At 56.3% G+C, this 20,000-nt stretch carries 14 protein-coding genes; 13 read left to right on the top strand and 1 reads right to left on the bottom strand.

Annotation, left to right across the window (positions count from 1 at the left end; all coding sequences use genetic code 11):
• Positions 1-6: 6 nt before the first annotated feature.
• The 11 genes from AAFN83_RS14370 (at position 7) to AAFN83_RS14320 (ending at position 15,513) form a co-directional block, all read left to right on the top strand.
• Positions 7-879, top strand: coding sequence for a carbohydrate ABC transporter permease (locus AAFN83_RS14370; RefSeq protein ID WP_347770766.1), 873 nt, complete (start codon positions 7-9; stop codon positions 877-879).
• Between the two features lie 3 nt (positions 880-882).
• Positions 883-1,758 (top strand): carbohydrate ABC transporter permease, encoded by an 876-nt coding sequence (locus tag AAFN83_RS14365; RefSeq protein ID WP_347770515.1) that lies wholly within the window; start codon positions 883-885, stop codon positions 1,756-1,758.
• A gap of 6 nt (positions 1,759-1,764) precedes the next feature.
• Positions 1,765-3,228: a gluconolactonase gene (locus tag AAFN83_RS14360; protein ID WP_347770513.1), complete on the top strand. Its 1,464-nt coding sequence runs from the start codon at positions 1,765-1,767 to the stop codon at positions 3,226-3,228.
• On the top strand, positions 3,218-3,838 hold the full coding sequence (locus AAFN83_RS14355; RefSeq protein WP_347770511.1) for a YIP1 family protein: 621 nt from the start codon (positions 3,218-3,220) through the stop codon (positions 3,836-3,838). The genes AAFN83_RS14360 and AAFN83_RS14355 overlap by 11 nt, the downstream gene beginning before the upstream one ends.
• A gap of 15 nt (positions 3,839-3,853) precedes the next feature.
• Complete coding sequence (locus tag AAFN83_RS14350; RefSeq protein ID WP_347770509.1) at positions 3,854-6,427, top strand: DUF5696 domain-containing protein; 2,574 nt, start codon at positions 3,854-3,856, stop codon at positions 6,425-6,427.
• A complete protein-coding gene (locus AAFN83_RS14345; protein ID WP_347770508.1) occupies positions 6,424-7,320 on the top strand; it encodes a carbohydrate ABC transporter permease in 897 nt (298 codons plus the stop codon). Before AAFN83_RS14350 ends, AAFN83_RS14345 begins: the two co-directional genes overlap by 4 nt.
• A gap of 99 nt (positions 7,321-7,419) precedes the next feature.
• Positions 7,420-8,340: a carbohydrate ABC transporter permease gene (locus AAFN83_RS14340; protein WP_481810512.1), complete on the top strand. Its 921-nt coding sequence runs from the start codon at positions 7,420-7,422 to the stop codon at positions 8,338-8,340.
• Positions 8,341-8,420: 80 nt separating this feature from the next.
• The gene (locus tag AAFN83_RS14335) at positions 8,421-10,706 is read left to right on the top strand and encodes a DUF5060 domain-containing protein (RefSeq protein ID WP_347770504.1); all 2,286 of its coding nucleotides are present in this window, start codon (positions 8,421-8,423) and stop codon (positions 10,704-10,706) included.
• A gap of 40 nt (positions 10,707-10,746) precedes the next feature.
• Positions 10,747-11,787, top strand: a complete 1,041-nt coding sequence (locus tag AAFN83_RS14330; RefSeq protein WP_347770502.1) for a glycosyl hydrolase — start codon at positions 10,747-10,749, stop codon at positions 11,785-11,787.
• Between the two features lie 14 nt (positions 11,788-11,801).
• Positions 11,802-12,914, top strand: a complete 1,113-nt coding sequence (locus AAFN83_RS14325; protein ID WP_347770500.1) for an SGNH/GDSL hydrolase family protein — start codon at positions 11,802-11,804, stop codon at positions 12,912-12,914.
• 34 nt (positions 12,915-12,948) lie between these two features.
• Entirely contained in the window at positions 12,949-15,513 is a 2,565-nt protein-coding gene (locus tag AAFN83_RS14320; RefSeq protein WP_347770498.1) for a beta-mannosidase, read from the top strand.
• Positions 15,514-15,687: 174 nt separating this feature from the next.
• Here AAFN83_RS14320 and AAFN83_RS14315 read toward each other — a convergent pair whose 3' ends face one another.
• Positions 15,688-17,004, bottom strand: coding sequence for a deoxyguanosinetriphosphate triphosphohydrolase family protein (locus tag AAFN83_RS14315; RefSeq protein ID WP_347770496.1), 1,317 nt, complete (start codon positions 17,002-17,004; stop codon positions 15,688-15,690).
• 223 nt (positions 17,005-17,227) lie between these two features.
• Here AAFN83_RS14315 and AAFN83_RS14310 point away from each other — a divergent pair, with 223 nt between their 5' ends.
• Positions 17,228-18,076, top strand: coding sequence for an AraC family transcriptional regulator (locus tag AAFN83_RS14310; protein ID WP_347770494.1), 849 nt, complete (start codon positions 17,228-17,230; stop codon positions 18,074-18,076).
• 71 nt (positions 18,077-18,147) lie between these two features.
• Entirely contained in the window at positions 18,148-19,971 is a 1,824-nt protein-coding gene (pabB, locus tag AAFN83_RS14305) for an aminodeoxychorismate synthase component I (protein WP_347770492.1), read from the top strand.
• Positions 19,972-20,000: the final 29 nt, after the last annotated feature.

Below are 20,000 nucleotides of genomic sequence, written 5' to 3'. Positions count from 1 at the left end.
CACGAAATGAAGGTTAACAAGCACTCGTACGTTCTCATGGCACCGTATATGATTCTGTTCTGTATCTTTACGGTTCTGCCAGTTGTCATTTCGATCGTTCTCAGCTTCACCTACTTCAACATGCTGGAATTCCCCCGGTTTATCGGTTGGCAGAACTACACCCGGCTGTTCCTGGAGGACGACGTCTTCATCATCGCCCTCAAGAACACGCTGCTGCTGGCCATCATTACCGGCCCGATCAGCTATATCGCCTGCTTTGTCTTCGCCTGGATCATCAACGAGCTTTCTCCGAAGCTGCGGGCGCTCATGACGTTGATTTTCTATGCTCCGTCGATCTCCGGTAACATCTTCTTCATCTGGTTAATCATTTTCTCGGGTGACCGATACGGGATCGCGAACGGCTTCTTGATTAAATACGGATTTATCCTCGAGCCGATCCTGTGGCTCAAGACGGAAGGCTACATCCTGCCGATCATCATCATCGTTCAGCTGTGGCTTAGTCTGGGTACGGGCTTCCTGGCCTTCATCGCCGGTCTGCAAACCGTCGATCGCACGTTGTATGAAGCGGGAGCGGTAGACGGCATTAAGAACCGCTGGCAGGAGCTGTGGTACATCACCCTTCCTTCCATGCGGCCGCAGTTGATGTTCGGTGCGGTTATCCAGTTGACGGCGTCCTTCGCGGTAGCCGATGTGTCCATCGCACTCGCCGGATTCCCGAGTGTGAACTACGCCGGGGAAACCATAGTCACTCACTTGATCGACTTTGGTACAACTCGCTTCGAAATGGGCTATGCCTCTGCGATCGCGACGGTGCTCTTCCTGCTCATGGTCGGCACCAACATCTTGGTCCAAAAACTTCTTCGCAAGGTGGGTGAATAACACATGAAGAACCTGTCAATCCGGATGCTGATTCCTCAAAAACGGGTAAACCGGTCCTTCATGGGCAGCTTATCGTTGTTCCTGCTGCTCCTTGCTGTCGGTTCCTTTATGGCGTTGCCGCTTGTTTATGCCATTAACAACGCCTTCAAGCCGTTGGATGAGATTTTTCTCTTCCCACCGCGTCTGTTCGTCCGCAACCCCACGATGAACAACTTCTCGGACCTCATGAACCTGCTCAGCCAGTCCTGGGTTCCGTTCTCGCGGTACATTTTTAACACGGTGTTTATCACCGGAATGGGGATCGTAGGCCACGTGATCTTGGCATCGGCCGCAGCTTATCCGCTTGCCAAGCATCATTTTCCGGGCAAGGCGATCCTGTTCCAAATCGTCGTTCTGTCCCTGATGTTCACCCCGGCGGTTACCGCAACGCCGAACTACATGATCATGTCCTGGCTCGGCATGGTGGACACCTACTGGGCTGTCATTATCCCGGCCTTCTCGTACTCGCTCGGTCTTTACCTCATGAAGCAGTTCATGGAGCAAATTCCGGACGCGATTCTGGAAGCGGCCAAGATTGACGGCGCCAGCGAATACCGGATCTTCTGGACGATCGTCATGCCGAACGTCAAGCCGGCCTGGATGACGCTGATCATCCTGCTGTTCCAAATGCTGTGGGGAAGCGACGGCAACGGCTTCATTCAGAGCGAGCAGCTGAAGACGCTGCACTTTGCCGCGAACCAGATCATTCAGGGCGGGATTGCCCGTGCGGGTGCGGGAGCGGCCGTAGCGCTTATCCTGATGAGCGTTCCGATCACGCTGTTCGTCTTCTCGCAGAGCCAAATCATCGAAACGATGGCCACATCCGGCATGAAGGAATAGGAGGGAATGCAGTTGACAGCGAAAAAATGGCTTCTCACGATGGCAGCGGCTTCCCTGCTGTTTACGGCGGGTGCGGTGCCGGCGCAAGCGGCGTCCAAGGCTCCCTACGAGAGCTACAATTACGGGTATTACAACGAATCCTTGCCGGCGCCTGCCGCTTATCTCCCCTCATTCTCCCTGTCGGGAGATGATCTCGGCATCGGCAGCTTTGTCGAGCCGAACGATCTCTACACGACGGAAACGGGGGTATCCTACCTCCTCGACAGCGGCAATGCCCGTGTCGTCGTCATCGACGCGAATTGGAAGCTGGTCAAAGAGATCAAGGGTTTTGATAACAACGGAACAGCAGACAGCTTTAAGGGTGCATCCGGTATCTTCGTCGATATGGACGGCAACCTTTATGTTGCCGATACCGGCAATCAACGCGTCGTCGTGCTGGACCCGAACGGGAATTTGGTGAAAATCGTCAAGGAGCCCAAATCCGATATTTTGGCGGAAGGCTTCAAGTTTGTTCCGCTTAAGGTAACGGTAGACAAAGCCAAACGGATTTTCGTCGTTGCTCAAGGCGTTTACGAAGGGATCATGCAGTTTGATGAGAAGGGCGAGTTCCTCGGCTATGCGGGAACCATCAAAGTTCAACGCGATTATAGCGACTACATCTGGAGGTTGCTGTCCACCAAGGCGCAGAAAGCCCAGATGACGCTCTTCATCCCGACCGAATTCTCAAATCTGGACATCGACCAGAAGGGGTTCGTGTACGCGACCAATATCGATACCGGCTCTGATCAGCCGATTAAGCGGCTCAACCCTTCGGGGGCCGACGTCCTGAAGCGCTACGGCTATTATGCAGTAGCGGGAGACGTCTACTTCCGAAGATCGGTCGGCCCGTCCAAATTCGTCGATATCAAAGTGTTGGGCGACGGCATGTACAGCGCGCTCGACTCTACGCAAGGCCGTGTCTTCACGTATGACAGCGAAGGCAACCTGCTCTACGTGTTCGGCGGCAAAGGCAATCAGCTCGGGACGTTGAAAACGCCGGTAGCCGTTGAGAAGTCCGGCGAGAACATCGTCGTGCTTGACCGCGGCAAGTCCAATCTGGTCGTCTTCGAGCCGACGCTCTTCGGCAAGCACGTCAATGAAGCGATTCAGCATCACTATGCCGGAGATGACGGCGAAGCCGTTGAAAGCTGGCAAGAAGTGCTGAAGCTGAACGCGAACTACGATATCGCCTATAACGGGATCGGAAAGGCGAAGCTGCTGGAGAAGGACAACAAGGCAGCGATGAAATACTTTAAGCTCGGGATGGACCGCAAAAACTATTCCGTTGCCTTCAAACGCCATCGGACCGAGGTCCTGAAAGAAAACTTCGGAACGTACATGACCGTGTTCATCGTGTTGGTTGCAGGCATCCTGATCGCCCGCCCGTTGCTGAAATGGAGAAGAAGGAGGGTGATGAAACGTGCTGCGTGATTTCGTATCTTTTCCGCTTCATCTGATTGTTCATCCGTTTGATGGGTTCTGGGATTTGAAGTACGAGAAGAGAGGCAAGATGAAGGTCGCGCTTTCGATCATCTTCCTGACCTTCCTCGCCATCGTCGTTCAAAAGCAATTTGCAGGGTTTTTGGTAAACTTCAATGACCCTCGTCAATTGAACAACCTGAATGAGCTGGTTTACCTGGTGTTCCCATTCTTCCTGTGGTGCATCGCCAACTGGTCGGTGACGACTCTCCTGGAAGGGGAAGGCAAGTTCAGCGAGATCGTAATGGCTTCCTCCTACGCTCTCGTCCCGATGGTCCTGATCTACTTCCCGATGACGCTTTTCAGCCGATTCATGGCCCAGGATGAGACCGCATTTTACTATCTGCTGAATTCGATCGCAGCCATCTGGTTTGTTCTGCTGCTGTTTGTCGGGATTATGACCGTGCATCAATATACAGCGAGCAAGACGATCGTCACGATGATCCTGAGCGTGATCGTCATGGTCATCATCGTCTTCCTGGGTGCACTGGTCTTCAGTATGATTCAGCAGATTTACGAGTTTATCATGAACATTTACCGTGAACTTATCTTCCGGACCTAAAGGAGGCCGCACCCTGTGACCAAGAGAAAAATCGGAATGCTGGTGCTGGCCTGCACCCTCATCCTTGTCATCGCCGGCATCATCTATACCAAAAATGTAGGGGCTCCGGCCGTTTCGGCTTCGGCTTATGCGAAGGATTCCGCCGAGCTTGCTCCCGGTAAGGAACTGGAGAAGCTCTCCAGTTCGTCGGCCGGGGTACCGGGCATGGACCTCGTAGCAGACAACGCCAACTACGGGCTGTATCTCCAATCGGAAACGACGGAGATCGCCGTTCTTGACAAGAAGAGCGGACAGATCTGGTACAGCAACCCTCAGGACCGCAACGAGGATGCGAAAGCTTCCCCTTTCGAGAAAGGGGTTCTGTCCTCGCAAATCGTTCTATCCTTTCGGGATACGGTAGGGACGCTGGAGACCTATTCCAACTTTGCTCAAAGCATTGAGAAGAAGCAATTTAAGCTGGAGAGCATTGAGGGCGGCATCCGGGTGACCTACACGCTCGGGGATATGTCGCTCGGCATCGACGCTCTGCCGAAGTATATTACGAAGGAGCGTTTGGAAGAGAAGGTTCTGTCCAAGCTCGACGAATCGCTCGCTCGTTATGTATCTCAACGGTATTACCCTAGCAAAACAGACGCAAACGTTCTTGAGCGTCTTGATGATCAAGTGAAGAAACAGCTCGTTCTGAATAAAATGATCGACGCCTTCGCGCAAGCAGGCTATACGGATGAAGACTTGGCTGCGGACAATGAGGCACATGGCGCCGCCTCCGGAGCTGATTCCTCCAAGCCGAAGTTCACGATTCCGCTGGAATACCGGCTGGATGAGAAGGGCCTGACGGCGACAGTTCCGGTCGGTCACGTCGAAGAAAGCAGCGACCATCGCATTCGGACCCTTGATATTCTTCCCTACTTCGGAGCTGCCGGGGTCCAGGATCAAGGCTACATGCTCGTTCCCGATGGGATGGGCAGCCTGATTCACCTGAACAACGGCAAAATCAAGGAAGAAAAATATGTCCAGCAGGTGTACGGCACGGACCTGAACGACAACAGCCGCAACCGCGGTCAGTTTACGGAAAGCGCCAAAATGCCGGTATACGGCTTGAAGAAGGGGAACGGAGCCTGGTTTGCCGTGATCGAGCAGGGAGATGCGCTCGCTAGCATCGCGGCAGACGTCAGCGGCAAGGTCAATTCCTTTAACCACGCTTACAGCACCTACGCCATTCGCGGAGAAGATGAGCTGGAGCTGTATACGGGCAACACGATCCAACAGATCGACATGCTCGGTAACAAGCTGTACAGCGGCGACATCCGCGTTCGCTTCAGCTTCCTCTCTGGTGAGGAAGCCAGCTATGCGGGCATGGCGCGCCACTATCAGAATCTGCTCGTAAGCGAGAACAAGCTTCAAGCCCTCACCGATGAAAAATCGCTTCCGTTCTACCTCGATATCCTCGGTACGATCGACAAGCGCTCCTTCTTCCTCGGAATCCCTTATCAATCGGTTGCGTCCATGACCACCTTTGATCAGGCGGGAACCATCGCCGATCAACTGGGGAAGGACGGCATTTCCAACCTGCAGATGAGATTGACGGGCTGGTTCAACAAAGGCGTCAATCACAAGACTCCGACGAAAGTCAAAGTGGACAGCGCCTCTGGAAGCAAGAAGGATCTCCAGAAGCTAGCTGACAAGCTGAAGACGATGGGCGGAGAGCTTTATCCGGACGTCGCGCTTCAGCTCGTTTACCACGACGATTCGAAATTCACTCCGGCTTCGGATGCTTCTCGGTTTGTAACGCGGGATGTCTCCATGCTCGCCAATTATGACCGGGCCACTAACCGGATGAACGATTATTACGGTTCCTATTACCTGCTCTCTCCGTCCAAGCTGCCTTCCTTTACCGAGAGATTCTCCTCCTCGTATAAGAAGCTCGGACTCTCGTCCCTGAGCCTCCGGGATCTCGGCAGCACGTTGAATTCCGATTATCGGAACAGCCGCACCATGTTCCGGGAAACGGCGAAGGCCATTGCATCGGAGCAGCTCGGCAAGCTGGAGACGGCTTATCCGAACCTGATGGTAGCGGGTGCCAATTCCTACGCTTGGGAATATGCCCGTCATCTGATTGACGTTCCGACTTCCACGAGCGGATTTAACCTGGCCGATGAAGAGGTTCCGTTCTATCAGATGGTTGTCCACGGCTTTGCGGACTACACCGGCGAAGCCATCAACCTGTCCGACGAACAAGACCTGTCGAAGCAGCTTCTTCGCTCCATCGAGCTCGGGACGGCCCCTCACTTCCTGTGGAGCTATGAGGATTCCTCCGACCTGAAGCTGACCCGCTACGACGATCGCTTCGCGTCGACGTATACCAATTGGTATGATCAAGCCGTCGACATGTACAAAAAGGCCGATGAAGTCCTCGGCAAGCTGCAAACGAAGAAAATCGTCGATCACGTTCGCCATGAAGAAGGCGTCGTAGAAGTGAAATACGAAGGAGGAACTTCCGTCTTCGTTAACTACACCGAGAAGCCCGTTACCGTGGATGGAGTCCAAGTGAACGCTCTCGATTATGCGGTAGGCGGTGATCGCAAATGAAAATGAGACTAACCTTAACGCGTAAACGCTCGCTGCTCGGCCTGTTGTTCATCTCGCCGTGGCTCATCGGGTTCCTGCTACTCTTCCTGAAGCCGCTTATCGAATCCATTCGCTACAGCTTCAACAAGCTGGTGATCGATCCGACCGGATTCAAGCTGGAGAGCGTAGGCTGGAGCAACTTTCATAACGCCCTGTTCGTTGACCCTAACTTCAATCGGATTCTAACCGAGTCCGTCCTTGACATGTTGATCAACGTTCCGCTCATCCTGTTCTTCAGCCTGTTCTCTGCGGTGCTGCTCAACCAGAAGTTCCGCGGACGGGCAATGGCGCGTGCCATCTTCTTCCTGCCGGTTATACTGGCATCCGGCGCCATCTCGGCGGCAGAATCCGCGGGTCTTATCAACCTCGTCGGCAATGCGGCTGTAGCAGAAGACATGGCAAGAACCGCTCAATTCAATGGAGCCGCTATCGTGGACCTGCTTGTCCATGCGGGCTTCCCAATCAGCATCACCGACTATATCGTGGAAGCCGTCATGCGGATTTATGAGATTGTCCGCAGCTCCGGGGTACAGATTCTGATCTTCCTCGCCGCGTTGCAGTCCGTACCGACTTCGATGTATGAGGTGGCGAAGATGGAAGGGGCGACCGGCTACGAAACCTTCTGGAAGATCACCTTCCCGATGGTCAGCCCGCTCATCCTGACGAACATCATCTATACCATCATCGATTCCTTCGCGGACAGCCCTGTGACTCAGATCATCAAAGAAACGGCGTTCACGTCGCAAAACTTCGGGCTCAGTGCGGCCATGTCTTGGCTGTATACCCTTGCGGTCAGCATCATGCTTCTCCTGATCGGTGTCGCCATCTCCCGAAAAGTCTTCTATCAAAACTAGCAAGCGGAAAAGGAGGGTTCGTTCATGGCGACCGCTCGGACAGCCGAGAACACGGCGACGAAATTCAACCGGCACAAGCTGCGGAACAAGACGGTGGATATGCTTTACTCCATCTTCCGCTACGTGCTCATCATCGGGATCTCATTCATTATTCTGTATCCCATCCTGACCAAGATCTCTTACGCCTTAAAAGACAAACAAGATATCTACAACCCGACGATTTACATGATTCCGATGCATTTTACATTTGATAACCTGAAGCTGGCGAAGGACCTGCTCAATTACTGGCCGCTGCTGGGCAACACGCTGTTCTATGTCGTGGTGGTCATGCTGCTGCAGACAGCCTCTTGCGCGCTTGCGGGGTATGGATTTGCGAGGTTTAAGTTCCCGGGGAGCAACATACTGTTCACCTTGGTGATCCTGACCATCCTCGTTCCGATGAGCACCTTGATGGTTCCGATGTACCTGCACTTCCGCAGCTTTGACGTGCTGGGCATCATTCACGCCATCACCGGCAAGGAAGGCGTCAACCTCTTGAACAGCTACTGGCCGTCCATCATCACATCCGCTACGGCCAACGGACTCAAATCCGGTCTGTTCATCTACATTTTCCGTCAGTTCTTCATTGGACTGCCGAAGGAGATCGAAGAGGCGGCATTGATCGACGGTGCTGGAGGCATCCGCACCTTCTTCCAGATCATGCTTCCGAACGCGATCCCTCCCATGATCACGGTCATCCTCTTCTCGTTCGTCTGGACCTACAACGACACGTTCTACACCTCGCTCTTCATGAGTGAGAGCAGCCTCATGCCGCTCAAGATCGCGTCGCTGCCTGCGGACACTAGCCAGTTCCTGCCGGTCCTCATGGGCCTTGGAACAAGCGGTCAGGCAGATCCAAACTACGTTGCACTTATCGTAGATACCGGGATTCTGCTTGCGATTATCCCGCTGATTGTCCTGTACCTGTTCGTGCAGCGCCACTTCGTGGAAAGCGTCGAGCGTACGGGGGTTGTCGGGTAACCAAACCACCAATTAATCCTTGATCTGACGACGGCAAAGCGCCTGCGCTTTGCCGTTGGCTTCTCTAAGGAGATTGTTTTTTGGATGAACGAAGGGAGAGCGATGGATTGGACAGACGGAAACGAAACGGGTTGATCGCAGCGGTTGGGGCTGCAGTGGTTCTCATTCTGGTGACCGTATTTCTCTTTGGCCGCGGAGACAAAGAGGCCAAACCTGCCGCTACCGAGCAGCCGTCACCTTCAGCTTCGTCTGCGGCGACGGTTATGCCGGGTCCGCAGCTGCTGAACGTTACACCGGACCGAGAGACGGTGGGGCGCTATGACAAGCTGGAGTGGACCGTCGAGCTAAAAGCGGACTATATGAATCCATACGATCCGGCTCAAGTAGACTTGGGCGCTGTGCTGACCGCACCATCGGGCAAAGTATGGAACATCAATGGGTTCTATGATGGAACGGCGTGGAAGCTGCGTTTTGCCGCAGACGAGATCGGCAAGTGGAGCTACCAGTTCCACTTGAAGGATAAGACGGGAGAAAGCCAGGGAGATGCCCTCGCCTTTGAAGTAACGGAAGGAGCATCAAACGGCTGGATCCAGCCTTCGCAGGAAAACAAACGGGCCTTGGAATACCGAAACGGCACTTCCTTCTATGGGGTTGGGGTCGCCTATCCGTGGGGAGTCGACGAATGGGGCCTGGATCGCATCAAAGCGAGCGGAGGCAATCTCGTTACCTATTGGAATGGGAATTACGACAACTCCGGCAGCGGCGGCGGCAATGAGCAACTGGAATCGGTTGCTTCCGGCCTGAGCAGCTACGACATGAGGAAAGCCGCTCGGATCGATGAGCTTCTTGGTTCGTTTGAGACACGTGATCTGAACATGAGCTTCGTCATCTGGCCGCATGACTCTCTGGCGGACAAGCTGGGAGGCGGATGGGCAACCACCTGGACCAAGAACGCATATTCCGCGCTTGGCGAAGCTTCTGAATTCTATACCAGCGAAGAGATGTGGAAGTACCAGGAGAACCTGTATCGCTATATCATCGCTCGTTACGGTCACAGCCGTGCGATCGGCATCTGGGACCTGATCTGCGAAATCAACGGCACCGACGGCTGGGTGCTGGGTGACCCGGCGAAAGCTAACGAATGGGTAACCCGCATTCATACCTATTTTAAGGAGCATGACCCGTACGGACACCCGACGATGGGCTCCATGGCCGGTGGGGCGGAGGACTTCTGGGAGCACGGCTACCAGACATTGGATTTGGCGGATCGGGAAAACTACTACAGCCTCGACTATCGCTCTTATGCGGAGGATATCGCCAGTCGCTGGAAGTATGAGAAGCCGCTGATGATTGGGGAAACGGGCAACGTCACCGACGAGACAGCTTATCATAACGTTCTCTGGGTGACCTGGGCCAATGGACTTGCATCGTCGCCCATCTGGTGGGATTATACAAAGGTAGACGACGCCATGCTTGCGCAGATGAAGGTGTTTTCTGACTTCATCAAGTCCATCGATTTCAAAGAGACGCGCGACCCGCTAGCAGCGGAGGCTGAGATCGTGAAAGTTCCGCTTCCAGCCGAACTGTCCATGGAGGACGGCAAGGATTATGCGGACTGGAGCATACCGGATTGGGCGGACGCCAACAAGGACAAAGACGGCATCCGGACAACCGTTCAGCCGGTGGAAAACGCCGAGAAGCCTACGGTTCAAGCCAAGCTTCGTTTTGCGACCGGTCAATATTCGCAAGGGGTGATCGACCAGGCTGCTGCCGAGCAGGATTGGTCCGGTTACGATGAGCTGGTCTTCGACGTTCATGTGGACGCCGCCGCACAGAAAGGATTGATTGCCCGGCCTGTTCTCTTCCCTGGAGGAGAGTGGAATGAGGCAGACGATCCTGGCGATGTTCCGCTCACTGCAGGCAAATGGACGACCGTACGCGTCAAGCTGGACGGCGGCAAATGGAAAAACCGTGAGCTGACCCGCGCGGACCTTACGCGGATGGAACGCTGGGGCCTCAAGGTTTATGCCACGAGCACGCCGAATGAAGCGGACCCTGTGGCCATTCAAATTCGGAATCCCCGATTGGTGGCAAAGAAGGCTCCGACTATCGAGAAAAAGACGGCCGAAGCCTGGATGATGAAGGGGACGACGTTGTCCTACGGCTGGATGGTCACGGACCTGGGCAAGCTGGGCGGCAAGAGCGTGACATTCAATGGCTGGCAGGACGGCAGCTATACGGTCAATTGGACAGATCCCTGGACAGGGCAAAGCTTGACAACCACGGAGGCGAAGGCAGCCGGCGGTAAGCTCATGGTAACAGCTCCCGACTCGGAGAAATCCGATTTGGTGTTTACGATCAAGTAGAGAGACAAGAAAAAATCAAGGATAGGAGAACCTCTCACCCATGAATGGATCATCGAACAAGAGCCGTGATCGCTATCAGGTTGAGCCCAAGCTGGTGAATCCGCGGGCGGATCAATCCGCCCTGCGCTTGATGGCTTACCTGTGCGATACCTACGGCAAGCACATGCTTACCGGTCAGCAGATCGGAGTTCATTCTACACCCGAAATGGACATTCTCCATCGGGAAACCGGCTTTTATCCCGCTGTCGGCGGCTTTGACTTCATGGACTATTCACCTGGACGCGTCAATCAGGGCGGGGTCAGCCACGACACGGATCATGCGCTTCGCTGGTGGGAAGAGGGCGGGATCGTCACCTTCTGCTGGCATTGGACGGCACCCAAGGACATGATTGATCTGCCCAACAACAAGAAGTGGGAGAAGGGCTTCTATACGGAAGCGACCCGCTTTGACCTGGAGGAAGCGATGAGTGACTCATCGTCCGAGGGCTACCAGCTGCTCGTGCGGGATATCGATGCCATTGCCGTTCAGCTCAAGCGTCTTCAGCAAGCGGGTGTGCCTGTCCTGTGGCGGCCGCTTCATGAAGCGAGCGGGCGCTGGTTCTGGTGGGGGGCGAAGGGGCCCAAACCATTCTTGGCGCTTTGGAACCTGCTGTATGATCGCTTGACGAATGATCATGAGTTAAATAACCTGATCTGGGTTTGGAACGGCCAGCACAAGGACTGGTACCCGGGCGATGAGACGGTCGACATCATCGGGGAAGACATCTATCCGCCAAAGAGGGACTATACGCCGCAAGCGGACCGGTTCGATACTGCGCTCGCTTATACGAACACCAACAAGATCATTGCCTTGTCCGAGAACGGCATTTTGCCGGATCCAGATCAAATGCTCGCAGAGAATGTCCGCTGGGCATGGAACTGCACCTGGTATGGGGAGTTCCTGTACACCCGCGATGAGGAGGGCAAGCTTCCCTATTCCGAGGAATACACGGAGCACTTTATGCTGCACAAGCTTTATAGCCATCCCTTCTCGATTACCCGAGAGCAATTGCCCAACCTAAAAACCTACAGGCTGCCGTAGAGAGGAGTTCGACCATGACATTATCCATCTGGAATCATCGAGGCCCGGTTACCGGACCCTGGACGAAAAAGCAAGGGGAAACGCTGACACTGGGCTTCATCGGAGGCTCCATCACGGACGGACGTCCGCGTCACAACTGGCCGGAGCCGGTAACCGCCTGGATCGTAGAGCAACTGCCCGGTGTGCACATCGCGGTGGAGAACGCCGGGATCGGTGCGACCGGAAGCGATCTTGGGTCCCTTCGCGCTGAGCGGGATCTGATCGATCGCGGAACCGAGCTGGTGTTTGTTGAGTTTGCCGTCAATGACTATGATGAGCCGGTCGAGAAGAGAGGACGCACCCTCGAAGGACTCCTTCGCAAGCTGCTCGCCGATCCAAAGCGTGAAGTGGTGTTGGTTTATACGTACATCCAATCCATGTACGAATACATGATGAAGGACGAAAAGCCGCCGATCATCGCCCAATACGAAGCCATCGCCGAGCATTATGGACTGAGTTCCGTTTGGATGGGGCTTCACGCGCTGGACGAAGTGAAGCGCGGCCATATGCGCTGGGAAGAGTGGTTGCCGGACGGCCTTCACCCGACGAACCGGGGAAGCTACAGCTATGGAACCAGCGTCATCCGCTTCCTGGCAGCAGAGCGCGAGCGTTCACTTACGGAGGCAGAGGCAGCTTCGTGGCTGGAGCGTCGCCAAACAGCCATGGAAAAGCCGCTTGATCCGCGCAACTGGCAATCTGCCAGCTTGGTGGAGTTGACGGATGTTCAGACGACCGGGCCTTGGGTGCTTCGCCGACTGAACGGGATACCGTGGATCGATCGTACGCTTGAGACGGCTGCCGTTGGAGCCAAGCTCTCCTTCACCTTCCACGGAAGAGGAGTCGCACTCGGCTTTGACTTCGGCAAGACGTCAGCCGAATTCCGCTACCGCCTCGACGGCGGGGAGTGGCAGACGGAAGTCCGCGAGCGCCCGGATTGGGTCGGCACGGACGGCTGGTTCCGGCTGAGTATCCTTGCACTTGACCTCGAAATCGGCGATCATACTTGTGAGATTGAAGTCATCCATGGAAAAAGCTCGAACTGCAACGGGACCAACTTCCGCCTGGGACTCATCGGACAATTACCTTAAGCTCAACATCAGTGGGCGGAATAGTGGAGGACAAATGAGCAACACGATTCAACAGTTGGATGGCTGGCGGTTTAAAATGGCGGAGGATACGGACTGGCTTTCGGCCCATGTCCCCGGCTGTGTGCATACGGACTTGCTGAAGAACGGACGGATTCCCGATCCGTTCTACGGCGCAAATGAGCTGGATTTGCAATGGATTGACAAGAAGAACTGGGATTACGAGGTATCCTTTGCGGCAACGCCTGAGCTTCTGGCCGAGTCGAAGCAGGAGCTCTTCTTTGAAGGGCTCGATACCTATGCCGATGTATTCCTGAACGGACGCCTCGTGCTATCCGCGGACAACATGTTCCGAACCTGGAAGGTCGATGTGACCGGACTGCTTATGCCGACAGGAAATACGCTCACGGTTCGCTTCCGTTCTCCGATCGTGGAGGATGTTCCGAAGCTGGAGAAGCTTGGCTTCCCGCTTCCGGCTCCGAACGATACGTCGGAGATGGGCGGACTCGGAGACAAGAAGATCAGCGTCTTCGCCCGCAAAGCCCCGTACCATTATGGTTGGGACTGGGGCCCCCGCTTCGTCACGAGCGGGATTTGGCGGCCTGTGACGCTGATCGGCTGGTCCGAGAGCCGAATCACGGACTTGTACATCCGCCAGGATGACATCCGCCAAGAGGCCGCTCGCCTGACGGCGGTGGTGGAGGTGGAAGCGGAACAGAACGGAGAGGCCGTTCTCCGCATCGAAGCCGGCGGCCAGGAATGGACACAGACGGTTGAGCTTCAAGCGGGTATAAATCGGCTAGAGCTTCCGCTCGTCATCGAGCAGCCTTCTCTCTGGTGGTGCCGTGGGCTCGGCGAGCCGAACCTGTACACCTTCCACGCTGAGCTTTCCCAAGCTGGGAGGACGACAAGCGAGCATTCGGTGCGCACTGGACTGCGGACCATTCGACTCATTCGCGAACGCGAAGCAAACGGGACGAGCTTCTACGTAGAAGTAAACGGTCAGCCCGTCTTCTCCCGTGGAGCCAATCACATTCCGAATGACAGCTTCGTTTCCGAGGTAACGGCGGATCGCTATCGCCACGAGATTGCGGCGGCTGTGGAATCGAATCTGAACATGATTCGGGTCTGGGGCGGAGGAATCTACGAGGACAAGATCTTCTATGACCTGTGTGATGAAGCCGGTCTGCTCGTGTGGCAGGACTTCATGTTCGCGTGCAGCATGTACCCAGGCGATGAAGCCTTCCTTGCCAGCGTAAAAGCAGAGGCAGAAGACAACGTGAAGCGTCTGCGCAACCACGCAAGCATCGCCCTGTGGTGCGGGAACAATGAGATCGACTCAGCTTGGGCCCACTTCAACGAGAACTCCGGATGGGGATGGAAGAACCCGCACAGCCCGGAACGTCGGGAGACGATCTGGTCCTGGTACGAAGAGCTCTTCCATCGCATGCTTCCGGATGTGGTGGAGCGCCTGATGCCTGGAACGGACTACTGGCCTTCTTCACCGCTCGTGGAGTTGACGGGGGATATCCGCCAGCACACGAAGGGTACTCCCTCAAGCGGTGATATTCACTATTGGGGAGTGTGGCACAGCAAGGAGCCCTTCGAACGATACAACGAAGTGGTCGGTCGCTTCATGAGCGAATACGGCTTCCAGTCCTTCCCGGAGTACAAGAGCGCCTTGCGCTACGCCGAGCCGGAGGACATGGAGCTGGAATCGAAGGTCATGCAGGTTCACCAGAAGAACGGCCAAGGCAACCTGCTCATCAAGGAATACATGGAGCAATATCTCCATGAGCCGAAGGATTTCCCGTCCTTCCTCTACCTGAGCCAGGTGCTGCAAGCGGATGCGATGGCCATCGCCATCGAGGCGCATCGTCGCAACAAGCCGTATTGCATGGGGTCGCTGTACTGGCAGCTCAATGACTGCTGGCCGGTCGCTTCCTGGGCGAGCATGGACTACTACGGTCACTGGAAAGCGGCGCAATACCACATCAAGCGGAGCTTCCGGGATGTGATCGTGTCGGCCGAGATCAAGAATGGGTTGTTTGACATCAAGGTCGTCTCCGATCGTCCGGAACCTTTCGAGGGTCAGGTACGACTCCGGCTGATGGACTTCCAGGGAGCCGTAGTCCGGGAGACTTGCGTTCCCGTTCATCTTGCGGCGAATGAAGCGGTGGAAGCGATCAAGATCGATCATGCCGAATGGCCGGCGGACAAGGGGCCGGAAGAAGTTCTTCTCCTGATGGAGCTTCTGGACAACAACCAGGAAGTGGTGGATGCGAAGACGCACTACTTCGTCCGATCCAAGCACTTGCGGCTGGAAGCCCCCGTCCTCAAGGTTACTGAATCGAAGACCGAGGATGGGAGCGGGACCCGCATCACGCTGGAGACGGACAAACTGGCCCGTCAGGTTTGGCTCTACACGGAGAAGGCCGGTATCTTCACGGACAACTTCTTCGACCTGATTCCCGGCATTCCCGTAACGGTTGATTTCCTTGCCCATGCAGAAGGAACCTGGACTTACTCCTCGGCAGATGCCGGTGAGGTCGAGGTCTTCTCCATGACAGACTTCATTCGTCTGGGCGAAAGCGAAGCATAGAAACAAGCGCTGGCCATCGATTTCGATAAGGGGAATTGGAGTCGGAATCGATGGAAGGCTGGATGAAATGAAGTTTGATTCCTAACACAAAAGCGACCGACGCTTCTTCCGAAGCACCGGTCGCTTTTTCCTTGTGAACAGGCAGAAGCTTATCCTCCTGTATGCATAGTGCGCTCAATCCATTTCATAGATGGAGCCGGTCTTGCTGGCGAAGAGTTCGGTGTACACCTTCTCGGCGTAGGCATCCGTCATGCCGGAGAGATAGTCGGCGATAAACCGCGGCCAGGCCCAGGTCGCCTTGTGCCGCTCATAGTTCGCCAGCCAATCGGGCGGGATGATCCGCTTGCCGGCTTCTTCGTCAATGAAGCTCTCCCACAGCCGCTTGATCATGATTTCGCTGCGCATCTGCAGGCGCTGCACGCGGAAATCCTTGATGAGCGTTACCCACGCGAGCTTCTTCAAAATCTCCATCGTACGGAGCAGCTCGAAGTCCTGTTCCCCATCCCGCACGAAGGTGACCTTCTTCCAGCCGCGAGTGGGATCGTCAAGGATGCCGAGGCGGCCGGCGAAGGTACTCACCCAGCGGGCTTTCATCTCTCGCCTTGCGCGGGAGGATTCCTTGCCGCTCAAGGCGTAGACCTCTTCCCATTGGTCGAGGTAAGCGTCGAGCACGCGGCCGACCATGGCCTCCACGTCGACCTGATCCCAGCCGACCTCGGAGTTGCCCTCGTCGTTTACGATCTCGTCGACGAGGTGCTTGCGCAGCCAGCTGTCCTCGAAGAACGTGCGGTTCATCTGGATTTTGCCGGCGCGAATGCCGTCCTCGATGTCATGCGTGGAATAAGCGATGTCATCGCACAAGTCCATCAGCTGCGTCTCGAGCGTGGAGCAGCCTGCTGGGATTTGCCACTTGTCCCGGAGCTCACGGATCGATTCCCATTCCGAGGCGTACACGCCTTTCAAGCGGCCAGGCTCTTCGAGCGCAAAAGGATATTTGTTGATCGCGAGCAGCACGGCGGCGGTCAGGTCCAAGCCGCTGCCGCTCTCCGCCCGCTTTTCAAGAAACATCAGGATGCGGAAATTTTGCGCATTGCCTTCGTATTTCATTCCATACTGCTGTTGGAGCAGCTGGTTCAGCACATCCTCGCCCTTATGGCCGAAGGGAGGGTGGCCGAGGTCGTGGGCGAGCGCTGCACACTCCACGACGGCCTGCTCCAGCATGAGGGCCGGATGCTCGCCTTTGCTGAGGAAAGGGTACTGCTTGCCGAGTCTTCTCGCTGCTTCGCGGGCGATTTGGGACACCTCCAGCGAGTGCGTAAGACGGGTCCGATAATAGTCGCCGGAGCCTGCTCCGAATACCTGCGACTTGCCCTGCAGCCGCCGAAAGGCCGGCGACTGAATGAGCCGGGCATAGTCGCGCTCGTACTCCTCTCTCTCTTCGCTGAAGGTGGGGCTGGTCTTGTCATCCAGCCGCATGTGACGGACATCCATGGTCATTCCTCTTTTCTTCCGGGCAAGGGTTATGAATCAGAGACTAGCACAATTTGCAGCAATTCGCCACCTGTTGAGACGGGGAGAAGCGGACGACCTCCCCTGGTGCTGGGTGACAAAATGGAAGGATTCGAATAGAAAACGAACAGAGGTCCCCGCGATTTTCTACAATACTTGCGTTTGCCCATGATCCTCGGCATAATCAAGGGAAGGAGGTGCGGATATGGCTGCGGAAAGACCTGGAGGCTCGGGCGACCGACTGGTTCGGGTGGAAGCTGTGAAGTACAAGGAAGCGGTGCAGACCGAAACCCATCACGACCATGAGGCGTACGAGCTCTATTACCTGGTAGCCGGGGAAAGGTATTTCTTCATTAAAGACCGCACCTATCATATGCACAAGGGCGATCTCGTCCTCATCCCGACTCACGTGCTTCACAAAACCTCAAGCGCGCGCAAGGACGGGCATGAGCGGATTTTGATTCATTTTCGCAAGGAGGCGCTGGACGGGCTGCTTCCCGAATACGAGGAACGCATCCTGGACATGTTCGCGCAGTTTCCTCATATTCGATTGAGCGTGAAGGAACAGGCGGTCATTCGCCGCATCGTGGACAGCATGCTGTACGAGCTGGAAGCGGAAAAGCCGGGGGCGGAGCGGTATGCGCGGCTGTTGCTTGCCGAGCTGATCCTGCTGCTCATTCGGATCACGGAGGGGCGCCACGCCGAGGTGGCGGAGTTCCCCAACTCGCTTCACCACAAAGTCTCCGAGGTGGCTCAGTTTATCGGGGAGCATTATGGAGAGCCGATCACGCTGAACGGATTGTCGGAGCGGTTTCACATCAGCCCATTTTACTTGAGTCGAATTTTCCATCAGGTGACGGGACTTCCCGTTGTCTCTTACATCAATCACGTGCGGGTGGAGGAAGCCCGGCTTCTGCTGGCTACGACGGAGATGAGCGTCACCGAAATCGCACTGAAGACGGGGTATCAGAGTGTGACGCATTTTGGCCGCGTGTTCAAGGCAGCCGTCGGACTGTCCCCGCAAAAATATCGTCAGGAAAAGAGCCGCGGGTAAGTGTTCCTCTATCCCGGATACGGGAAACCGAAACCCGGAGGGAATCCCTCGGTAAGGGAGAAATGGTGCACATGGAATCGAACCCGTTCTTGGGCTTCGCGTTTCACGGCGAGCCAGAAGGGCCGCTGGCGTTTCGCGAGCCGCTGGAAGTGATTGAAGCGACGCAGCTGGAGGAGGTGCTTCCGGCTCTTCGGCGTGTCCAGCAGGCGCTGGACCGCGGCTATTACGCCGCTGGATCGATCAGCTATGAAGCGGCTCCGGCCTTCGATCCGGCCCTTCGGGTTCGGGCGGGGCAGCGAATGCCGCTCCTCTGGTTCGGCGTCTATGCGGAGCCTTCCGCGTGGAAGGCGGAGGAGACGTTGACGGAGGAGGGAGCACCCGGCTTTGAGCTGGGCGAGTGGGAGCCGGCGGAAAGCCGGGAGTGCTATTCCGCTCGGATCGCTCGGATCAAGGAAGCGATCGCCGCCGGGGAAACCTATCAGGTCAATTACACGATGCGGCTTCGAACGAGCTTCCGCGGCAGCGGAGAAGCCTATTACCAGCGCTTGTCCCGTGCACAGAAGGCGGGATACGGCGCTTATTTGCGTTTCGGAGCCTTCGAGGTGCTGAGCGTATCGCCGGAGCTGTTCTTCCGCGTGGAAGAAGGCCGGTTGACCACACGTCCGATGAAGGGAACGATTCGGCGCGGGCGTTTCCTTCGAGAGGATGACCAGCAGCGTGAACGTCTCCGTGTATCCGGCAAGGATCGGGCGGAGAACCTGATGATCACCGATCTGCTGCGCAATGACCTCGGGAGGGTGGCGGTGACGGGAACGGTCGAGGTACCGGAGCTGTTCCAGATCGAGTCTTACCCGACCGTCTTCCAGATGACCTCCACCGTCACCTGCAAGATGGAGCCGGAGACGACGCTGGTCGAGCTGTTCGCCGCGCTCTTTCCATGCGGCTCCGTGACTGGTGCTCCGAAGGTGAACACCATGGAGCACATCGCGGAGCTGGAGGCCGAGCCGCGCGAGGTCTATTGCGGTGCCATCGGCTATGCGGCGCCCTATGGCCGCAAGCTGGTGTTCAATGTGCCGATCCGCACCGTCTGGCTGGACCGGGCGGCAGCCACGGCAGAATACTCGGTGGGCGGCGGGGTAACCTGGGATTCGTCGGCAGCGGGAGAGTATGAAGAGGCGCTGGCCAAGGCCGCCGTGCTTCGTCACCCGATCGAGCCGTTTTGTCTCCTGGAGAGCCTGCTTCTCCGGGAGGGGGAGTATTGGCTTCTGGAGCGGCATCGGGCGCGGCTCCGCGCGTCGGCGGCATACTTCGGCTTCCTGTATCGGGAGGAAGAGGTTGAAGCCGCCCTCGCGTCCATTGCTCGCGAGCATCCCCAGGGTGCCTACAAGATTCGGCTGCTGCTAGCCGAGGACGGCGCGGTCCGGCATGAGGCCGCCCTCCTGTCGCCGGCGCCATCCAGGGTTTCTTCCCCGCCGAGCAGCCCCATTATGCCGCTTCCCGAGTCGCACCTGACGCAGAGTCGGCCTGAGCGAGCGGTTCTGGCCGAGGAGCGGGTTGACTCCCGGGATCCGTTCCTCTATCACAAGACGACACGGAGAGGGCTGTACAGCCGCGCATTCGAGTCCGGCAACGGCGCCTACGACGTGCTGCTGCAGAACGAGCGGGGAGAATTAACCGAGTTCACCCGGGGCAATCTGGTCGTAGAACGAGGTGGGCAGCGGTGGACGCCTCCCGTTGAGGCCGGGCTTCTCGCGGGGACCTTCCGCGATGAGCTTCTCGCCCGCGGTGAAATGGAGGAGAAGACGCTCACCGCTTCGGATTTGCGGGAAAGCGACCGCATCTGGTTCATCAACAGCATTCGCGGGTGGGTCGAAGTAACCTTTTTGGGGGTATAGGATAGGAAGACCCTTTTGAAAAGGAGGCC

Origin of the sequence: Gorillibacterium sp. CAU 1737, from assembly GCF_039888655.1 — a bacterium.
Lineage (GTDB): Bacteria > Bacillota > Bacilli > Paenibacillales > NBRC-103111 > Gorillibacterium.
The sequence above is the reverse complement of the archived record's forward strand: the minus strand, read 5'-3'. Positions and strand labels throughout refer to the sequence as shown.

Bases quoted from the DNA above. Each gene is read 5' to 3' on its own strand.
- AAFN83_RS14330 (WP_347770502.1), top strand. From the start codon at position 10,747: ATGAATGGATCATCGAACAAGAGCCGTGATCGCTATCAGGTTGAGCCC.
- AAFN83_RS14340 (WP_481810512.1), top strand. From the start codon at position 7,420: ATGCTTTACTCCATCTTCCGCTACGTGCTCATCATCGGGATCTCATTC.
- AAFN83_RS14345 (WP_347770508.1), top strand. From the start codon at position 6,424: ATGAAAATGAGACTAACCTTAACGCGTAAACGCTCGCTGCTCGGCCTG.
- AAFN83_RS14360 (WP_347770513.1), top strand. From the start codon at position 1,765: ATGCAGTTGACAGCGAAAAAATGGCTTCTCACGATGGCAGCGGCTTCC.
- AAFN83_RS14370 (WP_347770766.1), top strand. From the start codon at position 7: ATGAAGGTTAACAAGCACTCGTACGTTCTCATGGCACCGTATATGATT.
- AAFN83_RS14320 (WP_347770498.1), top strand. From the start codon at position 12,949: ATGAGCAACACGATTCAACAGTTGGATGGCTGGCGGTTTAAAATGGCG.
- AAFN83_RS14365 (WP_347770515.1), top strand. From the start codon at position 883: ATGAAGAACCTGTCAATCCGGATGCTGATTCCTCAAAAACGGGTAAAC.
- AAFN83_RS14310 (WP_347770494.1), top strand. From the start codon at position 17,228: ATGGCTGCGGAAAGACCTGGAGGCTCGGGCGACCGACTGGTTCGGGTG.
- pabB (WP_347770492.1), top strand. From the start codon at position 18,148: ATGGAATCGAACCCGTTCTTGGGCTTCGCGTTTCACGGCGAGCCAGAA.
- AAFN83_RS14315 (WP_347770496.1), bottom strand. From the start codon at position 17,004: ATGGATGTCCGTCACATGCGGCTGGATGACAAGACCAGCCCCACCTTC.
- AAFN83_RS14325 (WP_347770500.1), top strand. From the start codon at position 11,802: ATGACATTATCCATCTGGAATCATCGAGGCCCGGTTACCGGACCCTGG.